The organism is Sphingobium sp. LMA1-1-1.1, assembly GCF_040676365.1.
In the GTDB taxonomy this organism is placed as follows: domain Bacteria; phylum Pseudomonadota; class Alphaproteobacteria; order Sphingomonadales; family Sphingomonadaceae; genus Sphingobium.
The window spans coordinates 163,011-187,798 of the sequence record NZ_JBEGHS010000023.1 but is presented as its reverse complement, the minus strand read 5'-3'; the positions used below and the strand labels follow the sequence as shown (position 1 = coordinate 187,798).

At 58.2% G+C, this 24,788-nt stretch carries 10 protein-coding genes; 7 read left to right on the top strand and 3 right to left on the bottom strand.

The window, feature by feature from the left end; translation table 11 throughout:
• The first annotated feature begins 1 nt into the window (after position 1).
• Complete coding sequence (locus tag MRBLMA1_RS12295; protein WP_363737132.1) at positions 2 to 742, top strand: hypothetical protein; 741 nt, start codon at positions 2 to 4, stop codon at positions 740 to 742.
• Positions 743 to 777: 35 nt separating this feature from the next.
• On the opposite strand, the gene MRBLMA1_RS12290 is transcribed toward MRBLMA1_RS12295, so the two are convergent.
• From MRBLMA1_RS12290 to MRBLMA1_RS12280, 3 genes are read right to left on the bottom strand one after another with little or no spacing between them, the layout of a single operon-like run.
• Positions 778 to 945: a DUF6771 family protein gene (locus MRBLMA1_RS12290; RefSeq protein ID WP_363737131.1), complete on the bottom strand. Its 168-nt coding sequence runs from the start codon at positions 943 to 945 to the stop codon at positions 778 to 780.
• Between the two features lie 18 nt (positions 946 to 963).
• The gene (locus MRBLMA1_RS12285) at positions 964 to 1,185 is read right to left on the bottom strand and encodes a conjugal transfer protein TraD (RefSeq protein WP_363737130.1); all 222 of its coding nucleotides are present in this window, start codon (positions 1,183 to 1,185) and stop codon (positions 964 to 966) included.
• 16 nt (positions 1,186 to 1,201) lie between these two features.
• Complete coding sequence (locus tag MRBLMA1_RS12280) at positions 1,202 to 1,552, bottom strand: conjugal transfer protein TraD (protein ID WP_363737129.1); 351 nt, start codon at positions 1,550 to 1,552, stop codon at positions 1,202 to 1,204.
• 172 nt (positions 1,553 to 1,724) lie between these two features.
• On the opposite strand from MRBLMA1_RS12280, the gene traA reads away from it, so the two are divergent.
• The 6 genes from traA (at position 1,725) to MRBLMA1_RS12250 (ending at position 24,775) form a co-directional block, all read left to right on the top strand.
• Positions 1,725 to 4,574, top strand: coding sequence for a Ti-type conjugative transfer relaxase TraA (gene traA, locus MRBLMA1_RS12275; RefSeq protein ID WP_363737128.1), 2,850 nt, complete (start codon positions 1,725 to 1,727; stop codon positions 4,572 to 4,574).
• Positions 4,575 to 4,886: 312 nt separating this feature from the next.
• Positions 4,887 to 7,070, top strand: coding sequence for a type I secretion system permease/ATPase (locus MRBLMA1_RS12270; protein ID WP_363737127.1), 2,184 nt, complete (start codon positions 4,887 to 4,889; stop codon positions 7,068 to 7,070).
• Between the two features lie 47 nt (positions 7,071 to 7,117).
• The gene (locus MRBLMA1_RS12265) at positions 7,118 to 8,524 is read left to right on the top strand and encodes an HlyD family type I secretion periplasmic adaptor subunit (RefSeq protein ID WP_363737126.1); all 1,407 of its coding nucleotides are present in this window, start codon (positions 7,118 to 7,120) and stop codon (positions 8,522 to 8,524) included.
• Positions 8,521 to 8,928, top strand: a complete 408-nt coding sequence (locus tag MRBLMA1_RS12260) for a hypothetical protein (RefSeq protein WP_363737125.1) — start codon at positions 8,521 to 8,523, stop codon at positions 8,926 to 8,928. The genes MRBLMA1_RS12265 and MRBLMA1_RS12260 overlap by 4 nt, the downstream gene beginning before the upstream one ends.
• Before the next feature lie 29 nt (positions 8,929 to 8,957).
• Positions 8,958 to 9,341 carry a hypothetical protein gene (locus tag MRBLMA1_RS12255; protein WP_363737124.1) on the top strand — a complete coding sequence of 128 codons (384 nt, stop codon included), beginning with the start codon at positions 8,958 to 8,960 and terminating at the stop codon, positions 9,339 to 9,341.
• Positions 9,342 to 9,343: 2 nt separating this feature from the next.
• Positions 9,344 to 24,775 carry an Ig-like domain-containing protein gene (locus MRBLMA1_RS12250; protein ID WP_363737436.1) on the top strand — a complete coding sequence of 5,144 codons (15,432 nt, stop codon included), beginning with the start codon at positions 9,344 to 9,346 and terminating at the stop codon, positions 24,773 to 24,775.
• The last annotated feature ends 13 nt before the right edge of the window (positions 24,776 to 24,788 follow it).

Genomic DNA, 24,788 nt, shown 5'->3' with positions numbered 1-24,788 from the left:
CATGGCAACCGGCGCATGGTCATGGCGGGCAAAGATCGCGCAATATCTGACCCTGCCTTCCCTAGCGGCGATCGCCTATTGGGTGCTGGATCATCTGCTGCCCGATTTTCTTCCCAAGCTGCCGGAGCCTCTGGGCCTGTCTGTTGTGATTGGCGCCGGTGCCGTACTGCTGTCCGCTCTTACTATAATGGGCTGGCGACGCTTGTTGGTGCGAATGCCACGCCCTTGGTTTCCCCGACCGTTCTTCCGGATCGGATTTTGGCTTCGTCACCGCCCCACAACTTCAATCATCACCGTAGCGCCGCAAGTGTCGATGACCGGCACGACGATGGATCAGTGCCGCCTCCATCTGACGCTATGGCGGAATCTGACGCGGACACCGTGCAAGGCCGTCATTCGCTTCGACACCGCGATGCTTGTTTTGCGTCAGTCAGATCGGCCGCATGCACGCAACCATATATTTCGGCCAAAGGAAGCTGGCGGCCTTTTGCATCTCCCGATTCCGGCGCAATCCGTTGACAGCATCAAGATCGAATTTGCGGCGACCGGTTTGCCTGCGCCTTTCCCCAATGCCCCCGATTTCAGCAGCGACTACCGGATCGAACTCACCGGGGTTTTTGCTGAAATCCAAGGCCGCAAGCCAACGATATGCGAACTGCCGCCGGTCGTGTGGAACATGCGTCCATCGGACTATCACCCCGGCTCGACCCTGCCGATCGAAAGCGTCGACGCGTTGACATGAAGGATCATCAAGCGGGTTGATCCGCAGCTCGCCCCTCAAACGGCGGTGCTGCCGTCCTTTCCCAGCGCATCGGCGATCATCGCCGCCAGTGTTTCTTCCGCACGGGCGCGAGCGGCCGCGTCCTTCGCCGCAAGATCATGCCGAATCCATTGCGGTGCGCGTTCGATCACGCCCAGGATGATGACTTTCATTTCTTCGTCCATGGCCTGCCCTATGACGGTTCAGTCCTGAACCGGCAAGGATGCGGCCGCAAACATGCGTTGGCCGCGCCGCCGCCAAAGCAGCAACTGTTGCGCACGATCCTCAGCCCGCAGCCTTGCAGCCGCTTCGCCGAGCAGCCCGAGGATGGCGGCGCGATCGTCGTCGACAAGTTCGACCAGTCCCGCCTTCATGACAAGGCCGCCAAGCTCGATCAGATGCCGGGTGCGTTCGCGCCGCTTCACCTGCCAATCCCGCTTGTCATTGCGTGCCTGTCTGGCCAGCAGCCGGTGCCGGGCGGTCGTCACCCGCCGCAGCGCCGCCCGGCTTATCGCCAGCCCCATGGCCAGCCTCGTTTCCTTTCCCTGAAAAGAAGACGGCGCCCCGCTTGCGCCACGCCTCCCGCTTCACGCTGTCGCTGGTCGTGGCGATGGCGAGCAGTGCGCCCGCCAGTTCTTCGGCACTGAGCGCATCGGCGCCGGTCGCCATCACCAGCTCGCCCAACTGGCTCTGCTTGCGAAGCCTGAGTTGTCTCGCTTTGTCGGTCAGCGCTTTGAGTTCGGCATCATAGGCTCTCCCGAGCGGCGTCGAGGGATCGCGTGGCTTACGCATGGAGAATGTCCTTCTTGTAAACGAAAGGACATTCCAGTTATCGTTCCTCTCGATCAGCGGCAATGCTCTGATATTTCATGAGATTGCCGCATCCCGAGATTGATGAAATCTTTCGAGGGCGCGCTTATACGTCGTGCCGACGTGCGCTTTTAGCGGTAATTGGTATGTCGCCATGGCGATCTATCATTTCTCCGCCAAGATCATTTCCCGCGCTGCCGGTTCGTCGGCGCTGGCGGCGGCCGCCTATCGTTCGGCCTCGCGCCTCCATGATGAGCGGCTTGGCCGACATCATGATTTCTCCAATAAGGTGGGCGTCGTCCACAGCGAGGTGATGCTGCCGGACGGGGCGCCGGAAGCATGGCGCGATCGGGAAAAGCTGTGGAATGATGTCGAGGCAGCCGAAATCCGCAAGGACGCGCAACTCGCCCGTGAGATCGAGTTCGCCATTCCACGCGAGCTCGACCAAGCGGAAGGCATCGCGCTGGCCCGTGATTTCGTCCAACGCGAGTTCGTTGATCGCGGCATGGTCGCCGATCTCAATGTCCATTGGGATGTCGGCCCTGACGGGCAGTCCAAGCCCCATGCCCATGTGATGCTCGGCCTACGCGAGGTGACCGAAGAAGGGTTTGGCGCCAAGGTCCGCGACTGGAACCGGACAGAACTGCTCACGCACTGGCGCGAAGCTTGGGGTACCCATGTGAACACCCGCCTCGCCGAACTCGATATTGATGCGCGGATCGATCATCGTAGCCTGGAAGCCCAAGGCATCGATCTGGAGCCCCAGAACAAGATCGGTCCCGCCGCTTCCCGCATGGGTTGCCAAGGCCATGACAGTGAGCGGCTGGAAGAGCATCACGCCATTGCCCGCGCCAATGGCGAGCGGATCATTGCCAATCCCGCCATCGCGCTCGACGCGATCACCCACGGACAGGCCACCTTCACCACCCGTGACCTAGCGATGTTCGTGCATCGCCACAGCGAAGGGAAGGATCAGTTCGATACGGTAATGGCGGCGGTGAAGGCGTCGCCAGATCTTGTCGCGCTGGGCAAGGATGGCCGCAGTGAACAGCGTTTCACCTCACGCGCCATGCTGGAGACCGAACAGCGGCTTGAACGTGCCACCGCCACGCTCGATGCGCGCCGCCATCATGGCGTCGCGGCGCGGCATGTCGATCGCGCACTGGCGCAGGCAGCGCAGCGAGGCATGGAACTCTCCGCCGAGCAGCGCGGGGCGCTCGAGCATGTGACCAGCCCCAAGGCCCTCAGCAATGTCATCGGCTATGCCGGCACCGGCAAGAGCGCGATGCTGGGCGTGGCGCGTGAGACGTGGGAGCAGGCGGGCTATACCGTGCAGGGCGCGGCGCTGTCGGGCATCGCCGCGGAAAATCTCGAAGGCGGGTCGGGCATCACGTCCCGCACCATCGCCAGTCTGGAACATCAATGGAGTCAGGATCGTGAACTGCTGACCGACAAATGCATCCTCGTCATCGACGAGGCCGGGATGATCGGTACCCGGCAGATGGAGCGAGTGATCCGCGAAGCCGAAAAGCACGGCGCCAAGGTCGTGCTGGTCGGCGATCCCGAACAGCTCCAGGCGATCGAGGCGGGGGCGGCGTTCCGCTCGGTCGCAGAACGGCATGGTAGCGTCGAGATCACCTCCATTCGCCGCCAGCAGGAGGAATGGCAGCGTGAAGCCGCTCGGGCGCTGGCCACGGGCCGGACCGGCGAGGCGCTGTCAGCTTATGAGGAAGCCGGCCATGTCCATGCCGCCGCAACGCGCAGCCAAGCACGTGAGGAGCTGATCGACCGCTGGGACCGGGATCGCGGTGCTAACCCGCAAGCGAGTCGCATTATCCTCACCCACACCAATGACGAGGTGCGCGAACTCAACGAGGCGGCTCGCGACCGGCTGCGCGGCGCAGGTGGGCTGGGCCAGGAGGTCAGCCTGACGGTCGAACGGGGAACGCGCAGCTTTGCCTCCGGCGACAGGGTCATGTTCTTGCAAAATGAGCGCAGCCTGGGCGTCAGGAACGGCACCCTTGCCACCGTGCAGCATGTCAATCAGCTGCGCATGACGGCGATGCTGGACGATGGCCGTGCCGTCGCATTCGACGTGAAGGATTATGCCGCGATCGATCATGGCTATGCCGCCACCATCCACAAGGCACAGGGCATGACCGTGGATCGGGTGCATGTGCTCGCAACGCCGGGGCTCGATCGCCATGCCGCCTATGTCGCGCTCTCACGCCATCGCGGCACGGTCGACCTCCATTATGGCCAGAATGATTTTGCCGATCGCGGCAGGCTGGCGCGCGCCCTCAGCCGCGAGCGCGGCAAGGACATGGCGTCGGATTATGCCCAGTCACCCGCGCCAGAGCGGCAGGCTGCACCAAAACCCGCCCGGTCTCCCTTCGAAGGGTTGGAGCTGCGGGCCGATCAGCCTGCCATGGCCGAACCGGCGGAAAGCATCATGGAGGTCCGGGATCGTGCGATCGCACGGCATGCCCGCGTCGTGCAGGCGATCTTCTCGATGCAGGATCAGGGCGCGGAAATGACGCCGGATCAGAGAAACGAACTCAAACAAGCCAGGCAGCAGCTGAACGGCCTGCGCGACCATGCGGCGCTCGACGCGGAAACCGCCTATGGCCGTAACCCGTCATTGGCCGCCGGAGCCGCGCGGGGTGACACGGAGCCAGCGCGCCTGGCCATCGTCCAGGAGCGCGAAGTTCGCACCGATCCGAACCTCAGGGCCGACCGTTTCGTCGAGCGCTGGAACCGCTACGCCAAAGCCGCGGAGCGCGCCTATGTCGATGGCGACTATGACCGGCGCCGCACCTGTCAGGATGGCATGCGGTCGATGGCGCGATCGCTGGAGCGCGATCCGCAGGTGGAATCGATCCTAGCCAACCGCAAGCGTGAACTCGGCATTGCCATCGACAGCGGGCGAAGGTTGGGGGCGGAGCTCGCGTTCAACCATGGGATCGACCTGGGGCGCGGCCGAGGGCTGGGGATCGGAGTGTGAGGACCAGCGGAGCGCCGAGGTTTATGTCGTCCTTGCATGGTCAACAACGGCAGATTGTTCATCATGCGATTCGTGCCGACTGGCCCGGCGAGAGATTCCTCCGTTTCGGAGTAAATAGTTATACCATCGCTAAATAACTGATTGCGGGGCCATTTTGGATTTGATAGCCAAGGAGATGCGGGGGAATAAATATGAGGGGTCGTGTCCTTCGCACGTTGGGTGATTTTGCGGGGGATGTCGTTTGTTTCGGTCTATCAATTTTCCAGAGGGTCTTGTTGTGGGCGGTGCCCGGGCTGAAACCACCCAGCCTGAATGACGTCCGCTGCCGTTGAGGGTGGCGGATTCGACGGAAGTTCCAAAACATCTTCCTTCTCGGATTCTGTCCTTTCCTCCTTTGTCCTTTTAGCGAAATTTCTCGGGGTTCCCGCTGATCCTGCGCAGATCGCGCACGATCATGGCGAGCCTGCGAACGGCTATGTGCTGGAGGATCTGGCGCGGATTTCAAAACGGCTGAAAATCGTTGCAAAGATCCGCTCCGCTTCGCTTGCCGATCTGGCGAAGCTGCCTTTGCCCGCACTCGCCGAACTGCGCGACGGACAAGTCGTCATTCTGCTGAAGGTTGATCAGCAGGAGGAGGCTCTCCGTCTCCTGGTCCAGCGCGGTGATGGCGACAAGCCGGAGGTGTGGACCAGCGGTGAAATGGATGGGCGTTTTGCCGGACGCTTGTTGTTGATGACCACGCGCGAGCAGATGGCAGGGACGTCGCGCCCGTTCGACATCAGCTGGTTCATTCCCGCGCTAGTCAAATATCGCAGCGCCCTGCGCGATGTGCTGATCGGCTCCTTCTTCCTGCAACTAATGGGACTGGTTTCCCCGATCTTCTTCCAGCTCGTGATCGACAAGGTGCTGGTGCATCAGTCAATGACCACGCTCGATGTGCTGGCGATCGGTCTTGCGACCGTTCTTCTGTTCGAGACGCTGCTCTCAGCCCTTCGTAACTGGCTCTTTGCCCATACCACCAACAGAGTGGACAGCGAGCTGTCGGCGCGCATGTTCCGCCATCTCCTGAACCTTCCGCTTTCCTATTTCGAGGCGCGGCGCGTCGGTGACAGCGTGGCGCGGGTGCGGGAGCTGGAGCGAATCCGGGAGTTCCTGACTTCGAACGCCGTGACCGTGGTGATCGACCTCTTTTTCACCATCGTCTTTTTCATCGTCATGTATCTCTACAGCCCGATGCTGACGCTGGTCGTGGCGCTGTCGATACCCATCTACGCGGCCATTTCGATCGTCATTACGCCGCCTTTACGCGCTAAGCTGGACGAGAAGTTCAAGCGCGGGGCGGAAAACCAGGCGTTTCTCGTCGAAAGCGTCACCGGCATAGGCACTTTGAAGGCTATGGCGGTCGAGCCGCAGATGCGCGCCAAATGGGAAAAGCAATTTGCCGGCTACACCAATACCGGCTTTGCGGTGGCGACGCTCGCCAATTGGGGCAGCCATCTCATCCAGGTCGTTTCCAAGCTGACGACAGTCGCCATCCTCTATTTCGGCGCGAAGGCGGTGATCGCGGGTGATCTGAGCGTGGGATCGCTGGTTGCCTTCAACATGCTCTCGGGACGCGTCGCGCAGCCGATCCTCCGCCTCTCGCAGCTCTGGCAGGATTTCCAGCAGGTCCGCATTTCCGTCGACCGGCTGGGGGATGTGCTGAACACGCCCGCCGAGCCTGAGCATAACCCCAACCGCGCCGGCCTGCCGCCGATCCGGGGCAAGGTCGAGTTCGATAAGGTTCGCTTTCGCTATCGGCCCGATGCGCCCGAAGCTTTACGCGGCGTCAGCCTCACGGTCGAGGCGGGCGAGATGCTAGGCATTGTGGGACCGTCGGGTTCGGGCAAGTCCACCCTCACCAAGCTGGTCCAGCGCCTTTACGTCCCTGAGCAGGGGCGCGTCCTGGTCGATGGCACCGACCTCGCGCTTGTCGATCCTGCCTGGCTGCGGCGCCAGATCGGCGTGGTGCTGCAGGAGAACATCCTGTTCAACCGCTCGGTGCGCGAGAATATCGCGCTTGCCGATCCCACCATGCCAATGGAACGGGTGATGGCTGCGGCAAACCTGGCGGGTGCGCATGATTTCATCCTGGAACTCTCGCACGGCTACGACACCGTCATTGACGAGCGGGGCGGCAACCTCTCTGGCGGGCAGCGCCAGCGTATGGCCATCGCGCGGGCGCTGATTGGCAATCCCCGCATTCTGATCCTTGATGAAGCGACCAGTGCGCTCGATGCCGAGAGCGAGGAGATCATCCAGACCAACCTTCGCCGCATCGCGCAAGGCCGTACGGTCATCATTATTGCCCACCGGCTTTCGGCTGTTCGCCAATGCCATCGCATCGTCACCGTCGAGGGAGGAGCGATCACCGAGATTGGCAATCATGAAAGCCTGCGCAAGTCCGGGGGGCGCTATGCGCAGCTCTACACCAAGCAGATGGGACAGGTGGCATGAAGGCCTGGGCCGCAGCGACCTTCCCGACGCTCAGCCATCATTGGCGGGTGCTGAAGATCAGCTGGACGATGCAGAACGAGGCGGACAAGGCCAAGCGTCCGATCAGTGACCATGAATTCCTGCCTGCGGCATTGGAGATCATGGAGAAGCCGCCCAGCCCGGGCCTGCGCATGCTCCTTCTTCTGCTCTGCGGTCTTTTCACCATAGCCCTTATTTGGTCCGCGATCGGCAAGGTGGATGTCGTCGCGGTCGCGAGTGGGAAGGTTATTCCATCCGCCAACGTAAAGATCATCCAGCCCATCGAAATCGGTTCGGTTCGTGCCATCCATGTGCGTAACGGTCAGCACGTCACAAAGGGGCAGTTGCTTGTAGAACTCGATCCGACCCTGGCAGGAGCCGATGAAGCGCAAGCGGGGCAGCAGCTTCTCTTCGCCAATGTGATCCGCGCGCGCAACGATGCATTGCTGGCCTATCTCGCCGGTAGACCGGGTCGCTTCATCGCGCCTCTTGGGACGCCTTCGGATGTATCCTCCACTCAGGCCCAGTTCGTTCGTGCTGCCATCGCGGAGTATAAAGCGCAGCGCGCGAGTCTGGGTGAGCAGCGCGCGCAGCAGGCCGCTGAACTGTCGTCCGCCGAAGCGGAAATCGCCAAGCTGAAAATGACCCTGCCTCTAGTGGAACGTCAACTTGCCGCGCGCAATGAGCTGGCGGAGAGGGGCTATTACTCGAAGCTGAAGGCTCTCGAATATGAGCAACTGCGCCTCGAGCATATCCAGAATATCGCGGTTCAGCGGGCTGCCGCTGCCAAGGCGCGTGCCGCAATGGGCGCGCTGGACGCAGAACTCTCCAAGCTGCGCGAAGGTTTTGCCAAGGGCGCGGTGACCGAACTCTCCGAAGCTACTGACAAGTCGGCCTTGGCGGTTCAGGAACTGCACAAATCGGAGCGTCGTCGAGCATTCCAGGAACTGCGCGCGCCGGTCAGTGGCACGGTGCAACAGCTCGCGGTTACAACCATAGGCGGCGTGGTCCAGCCTGCGCAGCCGATCATGGTGATTGTACCGGATGGAAGTGACGTCGAGGTCGAGGCCATGATCCTCAACAAGGACATAGGATTCGTGCGCGAGGGGCAGGAGGTGCGGGTCAAGCTCGAGGCCTATCCGTTTACAGACTATGGTTTGATCGAAGGTATGGTCGAGACGATCAGCCGCGATGCGATCGAGCAGAACCAGCAGGCGGCGCTCAGGGATGAGAAGAACCGACCGGTCCAGCCGGGTCTTGTCTATGCCGCGCGCATTCGCTTGAACCAGCGGACGATAAGGGTAGCTGGGAAGGATCAGCCGATTGGGCCTGGGCTGGCTGTGCAGGCTGAGATCAAGACGGGCGAGCGGCGGATTATTCAGTATCTGCTCTCACCCATCGTACAGTCGCTGGATGAAGCCGGGAGGGAGCGATGAAACTGGCACCTTGTTGGAGCCAGCTGGCTCTGTGTGCGATTGGCACAGTTCTTCTAAGCACGGCCGGATGCGCTGGTTCCAGCTATATGGGCATATCCTTAGCGCCTGTTCAAACTACATCGGAATTGCAGGAACTCGCGCAACGGGCACAGAATGGTGACAAGCAGGCCCAACTCGACCTCGGCATAAGGTTCGAAGAAGGCAACGGTGTCCCGCGGGATAAAGCCCGAGCGATGAAGCTCTACAGGCAAGCGGCGAGCGACAGCGGCGGGACGATGTGGGTCTACATGCCCTCAACCGGCAATGGCGCTAAGGGGCGGGTCGTTCCGCTAGGTGGTCAACCTAACATTACTGGATTAGTGGAAGCGCAGCTTCGTTTGCAAAGAATTCTTCTTGCTCAATGAATAAATAATTTTTTACAGGATTTCAAATAATGGCATGGTCATGGCAAGAAAAAGGTCCGGTGTTAGACAAAGAAAATGGCCTATATCTGATGAAATCTCCTCCTCCAGGAAGAGATAATTTTTGGTATTCCATTAAGGAAATAGATACCGATAAAACGGTATTTTCGTTTGAATGTCAGTCAATTGGTGGTGAATTCTTTACAGACCAAGAAAAATTGAAATATCCGGGATACGGTGGCTGGGCACATTATTTGGTGGCGAGACATACCTTAACGGAAGAGCAGATGGCTATTATCGAAGAAGCCTTGTGTGCTTCTCGTAATAGGCATGGTGGATTTGGTTTATTCAAGGACGGAATACCGAGCAAAGCGTTGGTAACGGTCAAATATGTTCAGTATCTGGAGGGGTATTGATCGTGGGAGCAACGGTACAGCAAGCAACTGATACGCTCAAATCCTATTTGAGTCTGCCGAATGGACAGCAACCGACTAGGCAGCAGGTATTAGACGTCATTCGTTCGGTCGAATGGACGGTTCCAACTGACAAAACCGTACTGCTATATAGCGGTAATTTTGCTGGCCTTGTAGAGAGAGAAGGTGGTGCAGATGCCCCGAATACAGTTGGTTCATGGCAAGTTCGTGATGCGATCAAAAACAGCGCACCGGACAAGTTCTTTGTCGATATGGATACCGGCATGGGGCAAGTTCTCAACGCTTCGGATGGCACCGGTGAGAACTTAGTTAGAGAAGTTCTTTTTAGGGCTGGACTGTCCGATAGTCAGGCAAAAGCAGAGATCGCATCTCTTTGGAACGAGCTGTCCAGTCAAATCGCCAATCAGGCAAAAGGTAATGTTCTTGTTATTGCGGCGGATACGACGGATTTTATTGTCGTAGATGGGGTTAGATATGATAAGGTATTAGCCAATACCGAACTTCCAAATCTTATTCGCAATAGCAATGTTACGAATATCAACGGAATACCTCGAGACGTTCTACTTTCTTTATATAATTCTGAGGAGCTGTCTTTTGATTCAGAGGTCGCGAAAAGCAACTTGCTTGAGCGTATTTCTGGAAAGTCCATCGGCGACATCATAGATAATTTTCAATATGATCTGTATAAGGATGGAGATGCTCTTAAAATTCGAGTAGCGATTTCGGACGATTATTTCGTTAACAATGGGATTTCCGGTGTAAACGGCATCGCGCCGGAAGCAAAGATTTCCTATAAAAATTATTCTTTGGATACCTTACCAAATTTTACAGATCCGGAAACCGGGCTTTTTGTCGACCGCCAGGTGAGATTGACGGAACGCATAGCATTTTCCGGCGCTATGCTGGGTAGTTTGCAAAAAGCCGGTTCCTTTACGCTGAAACTCGCAACAGCCTTGGGAGAAGCGGCATATATCAACCAACTTGCAACGGACCTTCGCTTTGGTACTCCGGGAGATGCAGCAAAAACTGTAGCTGGTTTTGAGGCCGCGCTGAAGGCCGGTGAAGTTGGCTTGGTAGCAGGCGCGCGGCTCTCGAAGTGGGTTTCGAGCCCCTATTTAAGGGGAGCGATTACTGTGCTTTCCGGAGTTGCGGCTGGCATTGGCGGCGAACGGCTGGTCCAACATGCGATCGATACTCTTAACCCGTGGGCATGGTCTGATTCGATTGATCAAATCGATCTGGACATGAACGCCCGAATATCCAGCTTTTACGAAACATCAGATGGAGAATTTTATAATAATGCTGGTATATTAGAGAGGATACAGCAGTTTACACTGAATCCGTATACGGCAACGGATCTTCTGCAGGGGCAAAGTGTAGAGATATTCCACAAGAACGTGGTGGGAAGTGGCTTATCTACTGCCGCCATAAGTTTTAACAATACATCAAAAAATTTCATTCTTGAGAAAATTATTTCCCTAGATGAACTGAGTAGCGATAGAATCTTACAGTTTGTTACATATTCAACCCATGGCGATGCTGAAGTAAACTCGCACAATGGAGAGATGTATTACCGCGTAGTGGACCAAAACAATAATGTAGTAATTGAGGGACCACATTCTAAGTTTGATGTTGCGATAGAGGGGGATGTTTATAGGCAGAGCTATGATGTTGATTTTGAAAATGGTGAATCAAGCTCTTTCGTTATTGGGAAGAGTGCCGCACCTACCACTTCGTCTGGAAGACTTATTCCGCGCAATAATCTACAACAGGAAACGGGGGCCCCTGATCTCAACCAGTCCCAAGGCGCCAATACTTCTGAATACTATGCGGTAGCTACAAATCGCTCAATTGCAAGCGGTGGCGGACAGATTTCGAGCAGCCGAATAAGAGATATCATTATCGCGAAATATTTAGACCCGAAGGATGTTAAAGGCTCCCGATCCGCTATCAAAGAAAAGATTCATGCTCTTGGAACCGCCGAACAGGTTGCCGGAATTCTTGGTGGCACATTGGGCAGGGCACTAGGGGGAGATGATCCATTTCAGCAGGTCCTTTTTTCCGGTATGCTGGGTTCTTTGTCTCAGAGCTTTGCCGATGGCATTATCGCGGGCAGCCTGACAAAGTCTTCCACGCAAATGGTTAAGACGGCCATTGCTGAGTTTCCAGACCATATACTTACATCCGCTGTAGGCGCATTTTCGTCATTCCTAACAGCGGAACTGGTGAATACCATTGGATTGGGCGGGTTTGCGGGGCAGCTGGCGAACACCTCAGCGGGTTATGCCATCGGGCAACTTGCCAACCAGTTGATCATCGAAGGCAACAACTTGTCGCAGGCTTTGCAGTCGCTGGACTGGGCCCAGTTTGGAAATGTGGTTGGCGGCTTTGTCGGATCCTTCCTTGCTTCGAAGGTCATCAGCTTCGACACGGTGGGTGGACAGATCGGATCGTCGGTCGGCGCGGCTCTCGCTCCTCTTGGAGTTAATGCCCTTCTAGCACCGGCAGGGCTGGTTTTGACACCTATCGGTGTTGCTGTTGTTGCCTTTGTCGGCTTCATTGTGGGCGGCCTAATCGGTTCGATCGTGGGCGGCACACCTCGCTCCGGTGCAGATTCACAATGGAGTGAAGCTGAGAACAAGTTCGTCGTTGCGAACGTGTGGTCCAAACATGGCGGCTCGAAACAGGCCGCGCGTTCTGTTGCATCGGCCGTATCAGAAAGCTTCAACGGCATTCTTTCTGCAACTGGAGGCGCACTCATCGATCCTGATGCCGTTCAGTCCGGCAATTACGGCATGCGGGGCAAGAAATTTGTTTATAAGCCTTATTCGACCAAGAGCAGCGATGCGATCACCCAAAAATTTTCTGGCAAAGATGCGGCTGTTCGTCTGATAGGCTATGGTGTTTATACCGGCCTTAGCGATCCAGATTTTAAGATCGCGGGCGGCGATATCTATGTGAAGCGCGCGCTCTACAACACCTTCGAATTGGGCGGCCTGGATCCGCGCAACTTCGACACCAATGTTCTGCTCGGCAATATCGGCGCGGCGCAGCAATATGAAAGCTATCTCGCCAATTCCACCGTTATCAATGCGATAGTCTCCGCTGAACCCAATAGCGTGTTCGCGATTGAGACGCTTCTGACCCTCGCGCGCGCCAACGAGCTTGGCCTCACCCGCAGGGCGGCATCCGACTGGTTCGGCGGCTTCTCCTTCCTCATGACAGAAGCCCGCACGAACGCTGCAAATGTCGTATTCGAGTTCGATTACGATCCGGCGAGCAACCAAATCAGTCGCCTGATCGGCGTCGGCGACTATACGTTAGGCGACGCCATCGACATTGCCGGCCAGACGACGATCGAAGCCGGCGCTGCGAACGACGTCATCGACCTGCGGACCAAGAAGCTGGCCGATCAGAGCGGTTATACCGTCAACGGCGAGTTGCAGGACGACATCGCCGTATCGGGCGCGGATTTCACCGCGACCAGCGTGACCATCAGCTTTGCTTCCGGCGAATCGCGCAAGCAGGTCACTGTCGCTGTCGCGGGCGATGCCGACACGGTGATCGAGAGCTTCCTCGCGGCCCTCTCCAACAGCTCAGGCATGAGCGCCATTGGTGGTGACGCGACGGCGACGATTATCAGCGACGCCTCCTCCGCCGCTCACCTCATGGTAGGAAGGAGCTTCGCGTCGGAGGCCGACGGCTATGCCGTCTTCCGCCTCAGCCTGTCGAAGGCGGTCGGCACAGATGTGACCGTGAGCCTCGCGCTGGCGGACGGTCGCGCGAGCGGCCAAGGCGCCGATTATGGCGCCACGGACGCCAGCAATGTGCAGGTTTCCATCGACGGCATCAACTGGACCAATGCGACCAGTGCGACCTTCGCGGCGGGCACGACCCAGCTTTTCGTACGCACGGCGGTGATCGCCGACAATGTCCTCAATCCCGAATATGTCGGCCCCACCACAAACCCGATCACCGGACAAGTGACGCCGGGTAACGGCAAGCTGCAATATCTCAATGTCGAGGGCAATGAGAGCTTCACCCTGACGGCTACGGTGACGGCAGGGGCGGGCGCACTCGCCAATGGCGCGACGCCGATATCGGGCAAGGGCACGATCATCGACGCAACCAGCGGCTTCAAGCCCTATGTATGGCTCGACAATGTGATCGTGCATGAGGACAGTGGCACCGCGACCTTCACGATTTCGCGCAGCCGGAGCACGAGCGAGGTAGCATCCATTACCTTCTCCACCGCTGACCGGCGCGAGCTTGCCATCGACGTCGCCGCCACTGTCGATGGCGGTGCGGGCAACGACACAATCTACGCCTCGGACCTGGGCGACAACATCTTCGGCGGCACTGGCAACGATACGCTCTATGGCGGTCGCCTGGACGACTGGCTCCTGGGCGGCGATGGCGACGACGTGCTCGATGCGGGCACGGCCGACCAGAACGCGCTCGGCGGCGACGGCAATTATCTGAACGGCGGCGCGGGAAACGACCTGTTGCGCGGCCGGGAGGGCTCCGACTGGCTCGAGGGCGGTGAAGGCGCCGATACGCTGACCGCTGGTGCAGGCGACGATATCCTTGCAGGCGGCGCCGGCGATGGAGATATCCTCACGGGCGGCCTGGATAACGACCAATATCTGGTGCGGTTGGGCGAGGGCGCCGATATTGCCGAAGACGAACCCAATGGCGCGCCCGCCGCACAAGTGGGCGGAGGCGATTATGTCAGCCAACGCATGGCGGGCTTGCTTGCCGGAACGATCAAGAAGAATTGGGTCGGCGATGCGCCTGGCGTCGTGCAGAAGGCGGCAATCGGTGGCGAGGATGCGATCGTCTTCGGCGCAGGCATCAGCCTCAATGACATCCAGATGATCCGGTCGAGCACGGACAGCGACGACCTCATCATCCGCGTGATGCAGACCAATGCAAGCGGTATCACCACCTTCACCGGTACGCAGCTGACCGTGAAGGACTGGTTCTCAGATTACTTCAAGCGGATCGAATGGCTCAAATTCGCCGACGGTAACGAAATCCGCATCGGTGATATCACCAGCTTCATCGTGGGTGGCAGCGGCAACGATGTGCTGATCGGCACCAGCGGCAACGACTTCGTCTATGGCGGCGACGGCGATGACCAGCTCCAGCTCCTTGGCGGCGACGACATCGGCAATGGCGGGACCGGCAACGATCTGGTCGCTGGTCATTCGGGCCAGGATCTGCTGGTCGGCGGCCTAGGCGTTGACCAGTTGATCGGCGGCAAGGGCAAGGATGCCCTTTCGGGCGACGGCGGCGGCGATGACCTTTATGGCGGCGATGACAATGACATCCTGTCCGGCGGCCGCGGTGATGGCGATGTGGTCGTAGGCGGCGCGGGCGACGACATCTTCAAATATTCGCGTGGTGATGGCCGCGATGAACTGTTCGATGATTATTCCGCGCATTGGGATGTCGTCTGGAGCGCTTCTGACCAGTGGAACGAAGCTGCGGGCTATCATTATAACGAGCAGACCGGTGAGGTAACTGGCCCCGGCGGCGCCTATCTCCGCAAGAATGTGGGTACGGCTCAATCGCCCAATCTACAGTGGCTCGGCCGGTTCGATTACGACGATCTGACAGGCACCCTCAGTGTCTTCAACCCTCCTGCTGGCAGTGCGGTTGTCGCCAATAGCGGCACCGATACCATCGAGTTCGATCCTGGCATCAAGATCCAGGATATCGTCCTGTCGCGCCCTGCGGGCTCCAACGATCTGATCCTCAACATCGCTGATGAGAATAGCGAGTTTTCGACGGCCAATTCGATTGGCGACAACATCACGATCAAGGACTGGTATAATTTGCCTTGGCAGATCGAGAAGCTTGCCTTCTATCAGACGGGCATCCTCGACATCAGCGCAGGCGTTACCAATCTGATCGCAGGGACCGATTATGCGGACGGGACCGACATCACGCCATTGGCCGGAACGTCGGGAGCGGACTGGATCACGGGCGGCGCAGGCGACGATATCATCGCGGGCGGCTCAGGTAACGACATTATCGCGGGCAATAGCGGCTTCGACACGCTGAAAGGCGAGATGGGCGATGATGTCCTTTATGGCGGCGCCGGTAACGATATCCTCGATGGCGGCAAGGGCAACGACGTTCTGATCGGCGGCGCGGGACAGGATACGGCTTCCTATGTCTCGGCGAGCGGTTGGGTTCGCGCCGTGCTTTCGGCGAGCTGGTCGAACGCTGGGGAAGGCGCGGGCGATAGCTATGACAGCATCGAGGACTTGACCGGCGGCGCTGCCGCCGACATCCTGGGCGGCGACGAAGATGACAATGTCCTGACGGGTGGCCAGGGTAACGACACGCTGAGAGGCGGTTCGGGCGATGACACCTATGTCTGGAACATCGGGGATGGCGCCGACAACATCAAGGATGCCGCATTCTCCATAGAACAGGCCGTGACGAGCGCGGGCCTTCTGGCCGATGGATATTCGGTCAAGTCCTGGGCGGCCACCGGCGCGACCGAGCCGGTTTCCGGCTACCGTTATTGGCGGCTGCAGATCCAGAATTCCAGCGGCGCGTTGGTCTATGACAGCAGCAGCTATGTCTATGCTGCAGGCGTTACGCCCGCCGCACCGATCCCTTCCGCCTATATCCAGGAGGGCTGGCTTGGCGGATTCTCGAGGACGAACGGGCAGCAGGTCACCCGCTTTGCCTATGACAGCTCCGTATCGAGCGGCGAGGATGTGCTTGAGTTTGGGCAGGGAATTGGCCTCGGCGACCTCAAGTTCACGCGGACCGGTAATGATCTTCTGATCCAATACACGGGATCGTCGACTGCCCAACTCATCCTCTACGATCAGTTCACGGCCAATGGCGCCATCGAGACGTTGCAGTTCGCCGATGGATCATCCGCATCGTTGAGTTCGATAGTATGGGCGACAAGCTCGGCGCAGGTCACGGGGACGTCGGGCGATGACCTGATCGTGGGACAGTGGGGTAGCCTCGCCGACAATCTCGCTGGCGGAGACGGGAATGACGTCCTCGTTGGATACGCCGGCGATGATCTCCTCTATGGCGGGAATGGCGACGATATTTTCGAAGGGGGTGCGGGCGCGGACCGGCTCGACGGCGGCGCTAATTCGGCGGCAACCGAAATCGGCTGGGGTGACAGTGCACGCTATGTGCGTTCAGCAGCAGGCGTGCAGGTCAACCTCGCAGCCGGAAGCGGGACCGGCGGGGACGCGGAGGGCGATCTACTGATCGGCATCGAGAATGTCACAGGCTCGCAATTTGCCGACACGCTGACCGGGGATGCGGGGGGTAATCGTCTATCCGGTCTTGGCGGTAACGACGTGATCAATGGCGGCGACGGCGCGAACGTCCTCGACGGCGGTGATGGCGATGACTTCATCAACGGTGGCATTGACGACGACAATATCGATGGCGGCGACGGCAACGACGTCATTTACGCGCTCGATGGCAATGATCTGGTCCAGGCTGGCTTGGGCAATGACGAGGTTTATGGCGGCGCCGGGAACGATCAGATTCTCGGCGATGCCGGCGATGACCGGCTCGAAGGCAATTGGGGCAACGATCAGTTGCAGGGCGGCGATGGCGCGGATGTCCTGGTCGGTGGCGACGGCAACGATACGCTCATTGGCGGAGCAGGCTCCGATTGGTTGCAGGGCGATGCCGGTGACGATGTCTATCTCTTCGATGCGCGTTCAGGCAGCGACACGATCGCGGATGGCTCAGGGATCAACAGCATCGTCTTCGACCAGTCGGTCGGCATCGATGATATCTGGCTGACCCGCCAGGGCAATGATCTGAAGGTCGGCGTTATCGGTGGCGACGCGACGATCACCGTCAGCAATTATTTCAGCACCACGAATCCGGCTCGCATCCGTACCATCAGCACCGCCACGCACAGCCTGTTCCTCAACTATGCGACGCCGCTGATCGGTACCATGTCGGCCAGCAGCGCATCCACGCCGGGCAGCATGCCTGCGGCGATCACCGCGCAATTAGCAGCCTACTGGCATGAGGGCCACAAGGCGAAGCCAACCGGAAGTGCGATCACGCTTGCAATCAACGAGGACAATGCCAGCGGATCCGTGGCGACGGGTGCCGTCGATCATGACGAGAATATTAGCGGCTACCATCTTGGAACCGAACCGGCCAATGGCGTTGTAACGATCGATGCGGTGACGGGCGTGTTCGTCTATACACCGAATGCGGATTTCAATGGAGCGGACAAGTTCGGCGTTGTCGTTACGGACACCGATGGCCAAGCGGCGGAGATTTCCGTTACCGTCACCGTGGCGCCGGTTAATGATGCCCCACGCAATCTTCGCGTTCAGAACGGCGGTACGGCCACAATTCAAGAGGGTGCTTTCCCTGGCGCCCCCGTTGCGGTTTTCGAGGCCAGCGATGTCGACGGCGACAATTTCAACTTCACGCTGGCCGATGATGCCGGTGGGCGTTTCGCTATTACCACCGACGGCATTCTGCTCGTTCAAAATGCGGCGCTAATCGATTATGAGGCGGCGTCCTCGCACCTTATTCGCATCCGTGTGACCGATACGCATGGGGCCGTCCTTGAGCAAGACGCCACCATATCGGTGACTAATCTCAACGAAGCGCCCAATACGCCATTGCTGATCCAGCAGGCCGGCATGGCTTCAGAAACCTCGTCTGGTGGTCTGGCTGGCAGTTGGGTGGCGCGGTTCGCGCTGTCCGACGTCGATGGAACCACCCCCAGCCTACGACTTGTCAATAATCCCTCAAATCGCTTTGAGGTTGTTGGCAACGAGGTTCGCTTTGCCGGCGGGTACGAGCCGGATTTCGAAAGCCTGTATAATGCCGGACTCACCGCTTCTGACAGTGATGGCGATGGCTTGATGGAGATCGTGCTCGGCGGCTCTGTTGATGCAACCGACGGCAGCCTTTCCTCATTTGGCTCTACAGATTTCGCGATCCGCATTGAAGACACGAATGAGGTGCCAACCGCTCTCGATTGGCTGCCGAGTGTAGCTTCCGTTGCGGAACGCGATCGGGTTGCCAATGGAACGGCGTTGCCGGCTGTTGCCATTGGAACTTTCAATGTTATCGATCCCGACATCGCCGGATTCGCTAACGCCAGCTACAACTATTCGGTGTCCGACAGTCGGTTTGAGATTGTGGGCAATATCCTGCGTCTGAAGCAGGGCGCGGCACTTGACTACGAAGCTAGCAGCACTGTCACGCTGACGGTCACGGCGACGGACCAGAGTGCTTCGCCATTCTCGATCCAGCGTGTGCTCGACATTGCCGTTGCCAATCGGGACGATGTGTTGGAAGGCGACGCCAATGGCAACACGCTCATCGGCCAGCAAAACCGAGATATTCTCTATGGCTTCGGCGGCAACGATACCATCGATGGAGGCGATGGCGACGATCTGATCGATGGTGGGTCAGGCGACGATCAGTTGTATGGCCAGAGCGGCAATGACACGATCCATGGCGGTGATGGAGCCGATACGCTTCATGGCGGGGCAGGCAATGACATTCTCTATGGTGAAGCCAATGACAGCGACACCTTCGACGTCATTTATGGCGGCGACGGGAATGACCAACTAAATGGCGGTGACGGCGACGATATGCTGCTTGGTGGCCTGGGTAGCGACCAGTTGATAGGCGGAGCGGGTTGGGACTGGGCCGATTATAATATGTCGAGCTTGGGCCTGGCTGATACGACAGGGGTGACAGCCGATCTTGTCACGCCTTCCGCCAATACAGGTGCCGCGGCGGGAGACAGTTATTCCAGCGTCGAAAACCTCCGGGGCACGGGCGTTGCCGATGTGCTCAGTGGAGACAGTTCCGCTAACTGGCTTCAAGGCATGGGCGGTAATGATACGTTACGCGGTCGTACCGGTGATGATAATCTTCAGGGTGGGAGCGGCAATGACACGCTCTATGGCGACGATGGCGCCGATACCCTGCAGGGCGACGATGGTGATGATATCATCTATGGCGGGGGCGGTAACGACACGCTCCTTGGTGGCGCGGGCAATGACCAACTCTATGCCGAAAGTGGGGACGATTATCTGGATGGCGGCGCGGGGAACGATATCCTCAATGGCGGCATTGATAATGACACCTATATCGTCACGCGATCCTCGGATGCCGACACCATCTACAATTATGACCCCTCAGGGGCCGATGTCGATGTGCTCGGTTTCCAGGACACGACCGGAGCGATCAACGATGAGGATCTCTGGTTTGAGAAGACCGGCAACGATATGCGGATCAGCGTCATCGGCACGAGTTCCAGTGTCCTCATCAAGGACTGGTACCTGATCTCCGACGCCAGCAGCCGGGCCAGCTACAAGATCGACTTCATCATCGCCGGCACGCGTTACAGCAGCCAGATCAACGTCGAAGGCCTGGTTCAACTGATGGCGACCAAGACCAAGCCGACGACGGCCGTCCAGCGTGACGCGCTGATGGCGGATCTTACGTACAAGGCGCAATGGGCAACCTATTGGGGCACCAATGCCAAGCCCGTGATGTCGGCAATCGGCAATCGGACCGTGAACGAGGATGGCACGATCAGCCTGACCGTCACGACCACCGACGATATTACGCCGAACGCCAACATCCAGATGTCGGCGAGCGTGATTTCCGGCGGTGCGGTTATCGCCAATGGGGGCCTTGTCTTTGGCGCAGCGAATGCCAACGGCCAGCGCAGCTTCACCATCACACCGGTTGCCAATGCCAGTGGCACGGCAACCATCCGCGTCCAGGCGACTGACGCAGGCGGTGTGACGGAGACCCAGGAATTTACGGTCACTGTCCATCCAGTTGCGGATACACCCGTGATTGCGTCCTTTGTCGGAGGTTCGGGAACGGCTGGTCAGGCGGGCGGAATCCCGCTCACCCTTAACGTCACTTTCCCCGATAACGATGGCTCTGAGGTCCAGGAAATCTGGGTTGCAGGTGTACCGGCGGCCGTCACGTTGAGTGCGGGCATCTATGACGGCACTTCGGGCCTGTGGAAGCTCACGCCGGCCCAGACGAGCGGCCTTAAGGTGAATGCGCCAGCAGGCTGGAGCCAGGATCTTTCGCTTTCCGTCACGGCGCGCGCAACTGAAGGTGGGCAGACCGCAATCTCGGCGGTGAAGACAACGACGGTGGTCATCAATGCCCCGCCGAGCGGGGCGAGCCTGTCTGGCTCGGTCAACGAGAACGCCGCAAATGGTACCATTGTCGGCACCGTCTCGGGTATCGATCCAGATGCTGGCGATACCTTCACCTTTGCGCTCCTTAACAATGCCAGCGGGCGCTTTGCGCTCACTTCGGCGGGTGTGCTCAGTGTCGCCAACGGATCGCTGCTGAACTATGAGGCTGCTACGTCACACGCCATTACCGTGCGGGTCACTGACAGCTTCGGCCAATTCAAAGATCAGGCGCTCACGGTCGCCGTCAACAATGTCAATGAAACGCCCAACGCGCCCGATAACGGCACGACGAAATGGTCCTTCTTCGATGAAACGGGCCTCACCTCCAATTCTGCGAATGCCTATGTCGTGGCTGGTTTGTTCGGGCTCACCGATCCGGACGGCGGAACGCCGCTGTTGCGCTTCGCGGATGGCAGTACTTCTCAAGGCTGGTTCTATATCGATGGCAATACGGTTCGCTTTCAGCCCGGACTCAATTTCGATTTCGAATGGTTCCGGGCGAATGGCTACGGCATCAATGATTGGAATGGGGATGGACGTCTCGATGCCCATGTCGCCGACGTAGGGCTTAAGGCATTCGATGGTAGCCTCTGGTCCAACCAGGAACTCATGCAGGTGTTCATTTCCGACGTGAACGAACGCCCCAACAATCTCATTCTTGAGGCATCGAACGTCTTCTCTGAAACACTAGGGGGCGATCCGGCTCATTCAGGGAATCTGATCGCGCGATTCACCATGGCCGATCCGGATGGCACGACACCCAACATTGTGATCCTTGGCGGCAATCAGAATGGATGGTTCCAGACTTGGGGCAACAACCACATCCAGTTCTCGTCGGGTGTTAATTTCACAGCTGACTGGCTGCGCGCTAACAAAGGACAGTTTGGCACCGATGCGGACTTCTACTATGATACCGACGGCGATGGACTGAAGGAAATCCGGGTCGCAACATTGACATTGGCTGCCCGGGACGCCAGCGGCGCGCTGTCCGATCCCTTTTATTACAATGTCCTCATCGAGGATAAGAATGAGACCCCTTGGTGGGCTGCAGACCCGTTCTCGTTCAATCTCAACGAGAATACAAACTGGTATCAGTTCGTCGGCGCGGTGTGGGGTGCGGACATCGACGGCCCATCCAGCGAACTGCGCTATGTCTTCTCGAACTGGGATCGCTATTGGGACGGTAATCTCAACGCTTGGGTCTCGCGTAGCACTGATCAGCGTTTTGTCATGTCCGAAACCGGTAACATCTACGTCAACGGGAATCAGAATATCAATTACGAGGATGGTCTGAGGACGCTAGGCTATCAGACCCTGATCTACGACAAGGCGTTCGGGGCGAACAACAGCTACCGATACGGTACGGTCAATATCAATGTTAAAGACGTCAATGAGCAGCACACGCTGGCCAATCGCTCCTTCAATGTCAATGAATCCAACACCGCTCTAGGACCATGGGTAGGTGTTACGGCAACATCTGGCGAGCTTCTCAATGCCAAATCGTTGATGCTGTCCGACGCGGAAGGCGGCGCCAATATCAGCTACCGCTTCTCCAATGGTTCGCAGAATTGGGGGCCTTGGAGTATCGATGCAGCGACTGGTGCGATCTGGATGACGGGAGGAACAGATTATGAGTCTCTTGTCGAAGTTTACGAGACCCAAGGCTATTGGGACGAATATGGCGGCTATTACGAATATCAGGTTTATACCGGCCGAGATCCATCCCGGGCGACATTCAACCTGGGCGTTCAGGCGATTGACAACAGTTCGGGTCAGATAGCCTCGGCAACCATGACGCTTAATGTCGCTGACGTGAATGAAGACGTTTCCTATGCATCCTACCTGACGGGCAGTTCCAAGGGAAATTGGATCAAGAGAGGTGATACCGAATATTGGATCATGGCGAACTCTTCGGCAGTGACCCGTTATATCACGCCACTCGTCACTGATCCCGAACGCCAAGGTGTTACCTATTCCATCTCGAACCTGAGCTATAGAGAATATAATGTTGTTTCGGGTGGAAGTGGCGAGATCAACGCGACGGCTATGCCGAATATCAACATTGATTCTTCTGGACGCATCAGTTTCTGGGTTCCCGGACAGGATTGGGACGGCGAATGGGAGGGCGGCCTGAAGATCGGAGGCGTCAGGAGAACCTCAAGCGTTGACGCAACCTTCACGCTCAACATCCTAAACGGCGATCGTACCACTTATATTCCGATGAAGATCACTTTCATTCGCCGTGGGCAGACAACGCCTCCCGTCACGCTGGATCTCGATGGCGATGGCCTCGAACTTGTGGCTGCCGATATCTCTACGACAACCTTCGATATGGACTTGGATGGAATCGCGGATCGTACTGGCTGGCTCAGCGGTGACGATGGTTTCCTCGCGCTGGATCGTAACGCCAATGGTGTAGTCGACAATATCAGCGAAATCTCCTTTGTGGAGGATGCCGAAGGGGCTGTGTCGGACCTTGAAGGGTTGCGAGCCTATGACAGCAATGCCAACGGCTTCCTTGATGGTGGCGATGAACGTTTCGCCGAATTCCAGATATGGCGTGATATCAACCAGGATGGCATCAGCCAGACTGGGGAGCTGTTCTCGCTTTCGGCGCTGGGGATCGCACAGGTCAACCTGACGCTCAACTTGACAGGCGAGGCTCCGGGAGGGGCCGATAACGTGATTTATGCGACCTCGGAATTTTTGCGCGATGATGGTACCAGCGGAGCCGTCGGTGACGTTTTCCTGTCGTTCGATCCCTCCGATATCGGGATCGCCGCTCCAGTCATCCTTGACTATGACGGTGACGGTGCTGGCCTGATTTCGGTAACCTCAAGCACAGTTCGCTTTGATATGGACGGCGACGGCGCGACCGAACGCACAGGCTGGATCGAATCCGGGGATGCTTTCCTGGCGTTGGATCGCAATGGTGACGGTGAGATCTCGGATATTGCCGAAATCTCCTTTGTCGGCGATCTGGAAGGCGCAAAGACCGACCTTGAGGGCCTTAAGGCATTCGATAGTAATGGCGATGGTGTGCTTGATGCGCTCGATGCGCGCTTTGCCGAGTTCAAGCTCTGGTTCGACACCAACAGCAACGGCATCTCGGATGCGGGTGAGGTCAAGAGTCTCGCTGAAGCGGGGATCAGCGCCATCGGTCTTTCGTCAATCGCGCCGGAAAACGCCAACGACGGTGGCAACATCATCTACGGCAAGGCGAGCTTCAGCCGCACGAATGGCACCACTGGTACGGCTCTCGATGCCGGGCTTGCCTATGTGCGCGGTGACGGCAGCGCTGGTGAGGCTTATTCGGCATGGGCGGGGGCCGGAACGCCCGCCACTTCGGATGTTGCGATTGTCCCGGCGATCGACGTCGAGCGGCAGGAATATGAGCGTAAATCCAAGCGCTATATGATCTCGACAACCGGCGGTCAGATGTTCGTTCGTCGGCGGAGTGACACCGCCGTTCTGGACGGGCGCTCGGGTCTGGTCGATCCGGCCACCATCCTGTCCTTCTCCAACAAGGACATCGGCATGCTTTCGCCGATCATCCTCGATCTGGATGGCGACGGCGTCGAGATGCGTTCGATCAAGAAAGCCAAGGCCGCCTTTGACATGAATGGCGATGGCATTGCCGACAATACCGGATGGGTTGGGAAGGGTGATGGGTTCCTGGTCATCGATCGTGACGGTGACGGTAGCATTACCAGCGCTTCGGAACTCAGCTTCCTCACCGAGAAGAGCAATGCCAAGAGCGATCTTGACGCGCTTGGAGCACTCGATTCCAACAAGGATGGCAAGATTGACGCAAGCGACACCCGCTTTGGCGAATTGAAGATTTGGGTGGATAGCGATGGTGATGGTGCGACCGATAGCGGGGAACTCAAATCCCTGGCCGATCATGGTATCACCTCGATCAGCCTGTCATCGCGTGCGGTCGAGCAGAATGTGAAGATCGGATCGAATGTCGTGCTGGCCACTTCCACTTTCACGCGTGCGAACGGCTCGGTGGGGACCGTAGGCGACGTAGCGCTCGCCTATAAGCCCGGCGAGGCGGCAAACGAGCCAGCGAGCGGGTGGGAGACCATATTGGCGCGCATGACGCAACAGATGGCCGCGTTCGGGGCAGAAGCGGGAGAGGGTGAACTGAACACCCGCTATGTCAAGGCCGAAGCGCTCTATGATTATTTCGCGGCCTGATTATAGGACTGTC

Bases quoted from the DNA above. Each gene is read 5' to 3' on its own strand.
- MRBLMA1_RS12295 (WP_363737132.1), top strand. From the start codon at position 2: ATGGCAACCGGCGCATGGTCATGGCGGGCAAAGATCGCGCAATATCTG.
- MRBLMA1_RS12260 (WP_363737125.1), top strand. From the start codon at position 8,521: ATGAAACTGGCACCTTGTTGGAGCCAGCTGGCTCTGTGTGCGATTGGC.
- MRBLMA1_RS12280 (WP_363737129.1), bottom strand. From the start codon at position 1,552: ATGCGTAAGCCACGCGATCCCTCGACGCCGCTCGGGAGAGCCTATGAT.
- MRBLMA1_RS12270 (WP_363737127.1), top strand. From the start codon at position 4,887: ATGACGTCCGCTGCCGTTGAGGGTGGCGGATTCGACGGAAGTTCCAAA.
- MRBLMA1_RS12255 (WP_363737124.1), top strand. From the start codon at position 8,958: ATGGCATGGTCATGGCAAGAAAAAGGTCCGGTGTTAGACAAAGAAAAT.
- MRBLMA1_RS12290 (WP_363737131.1), bottom strand. From the start codon at position 945: ATGGACGAAGAAATGAAAGTCATCATCCTGGGCGTGATCGAACGCGCA.
- traA (WP_363737128.1), top strand. From the start codon at position 1,725: ATGGCGATCTATCATTTCTCCGCCAAGATCATTTCCCGCGCTGCCGGT.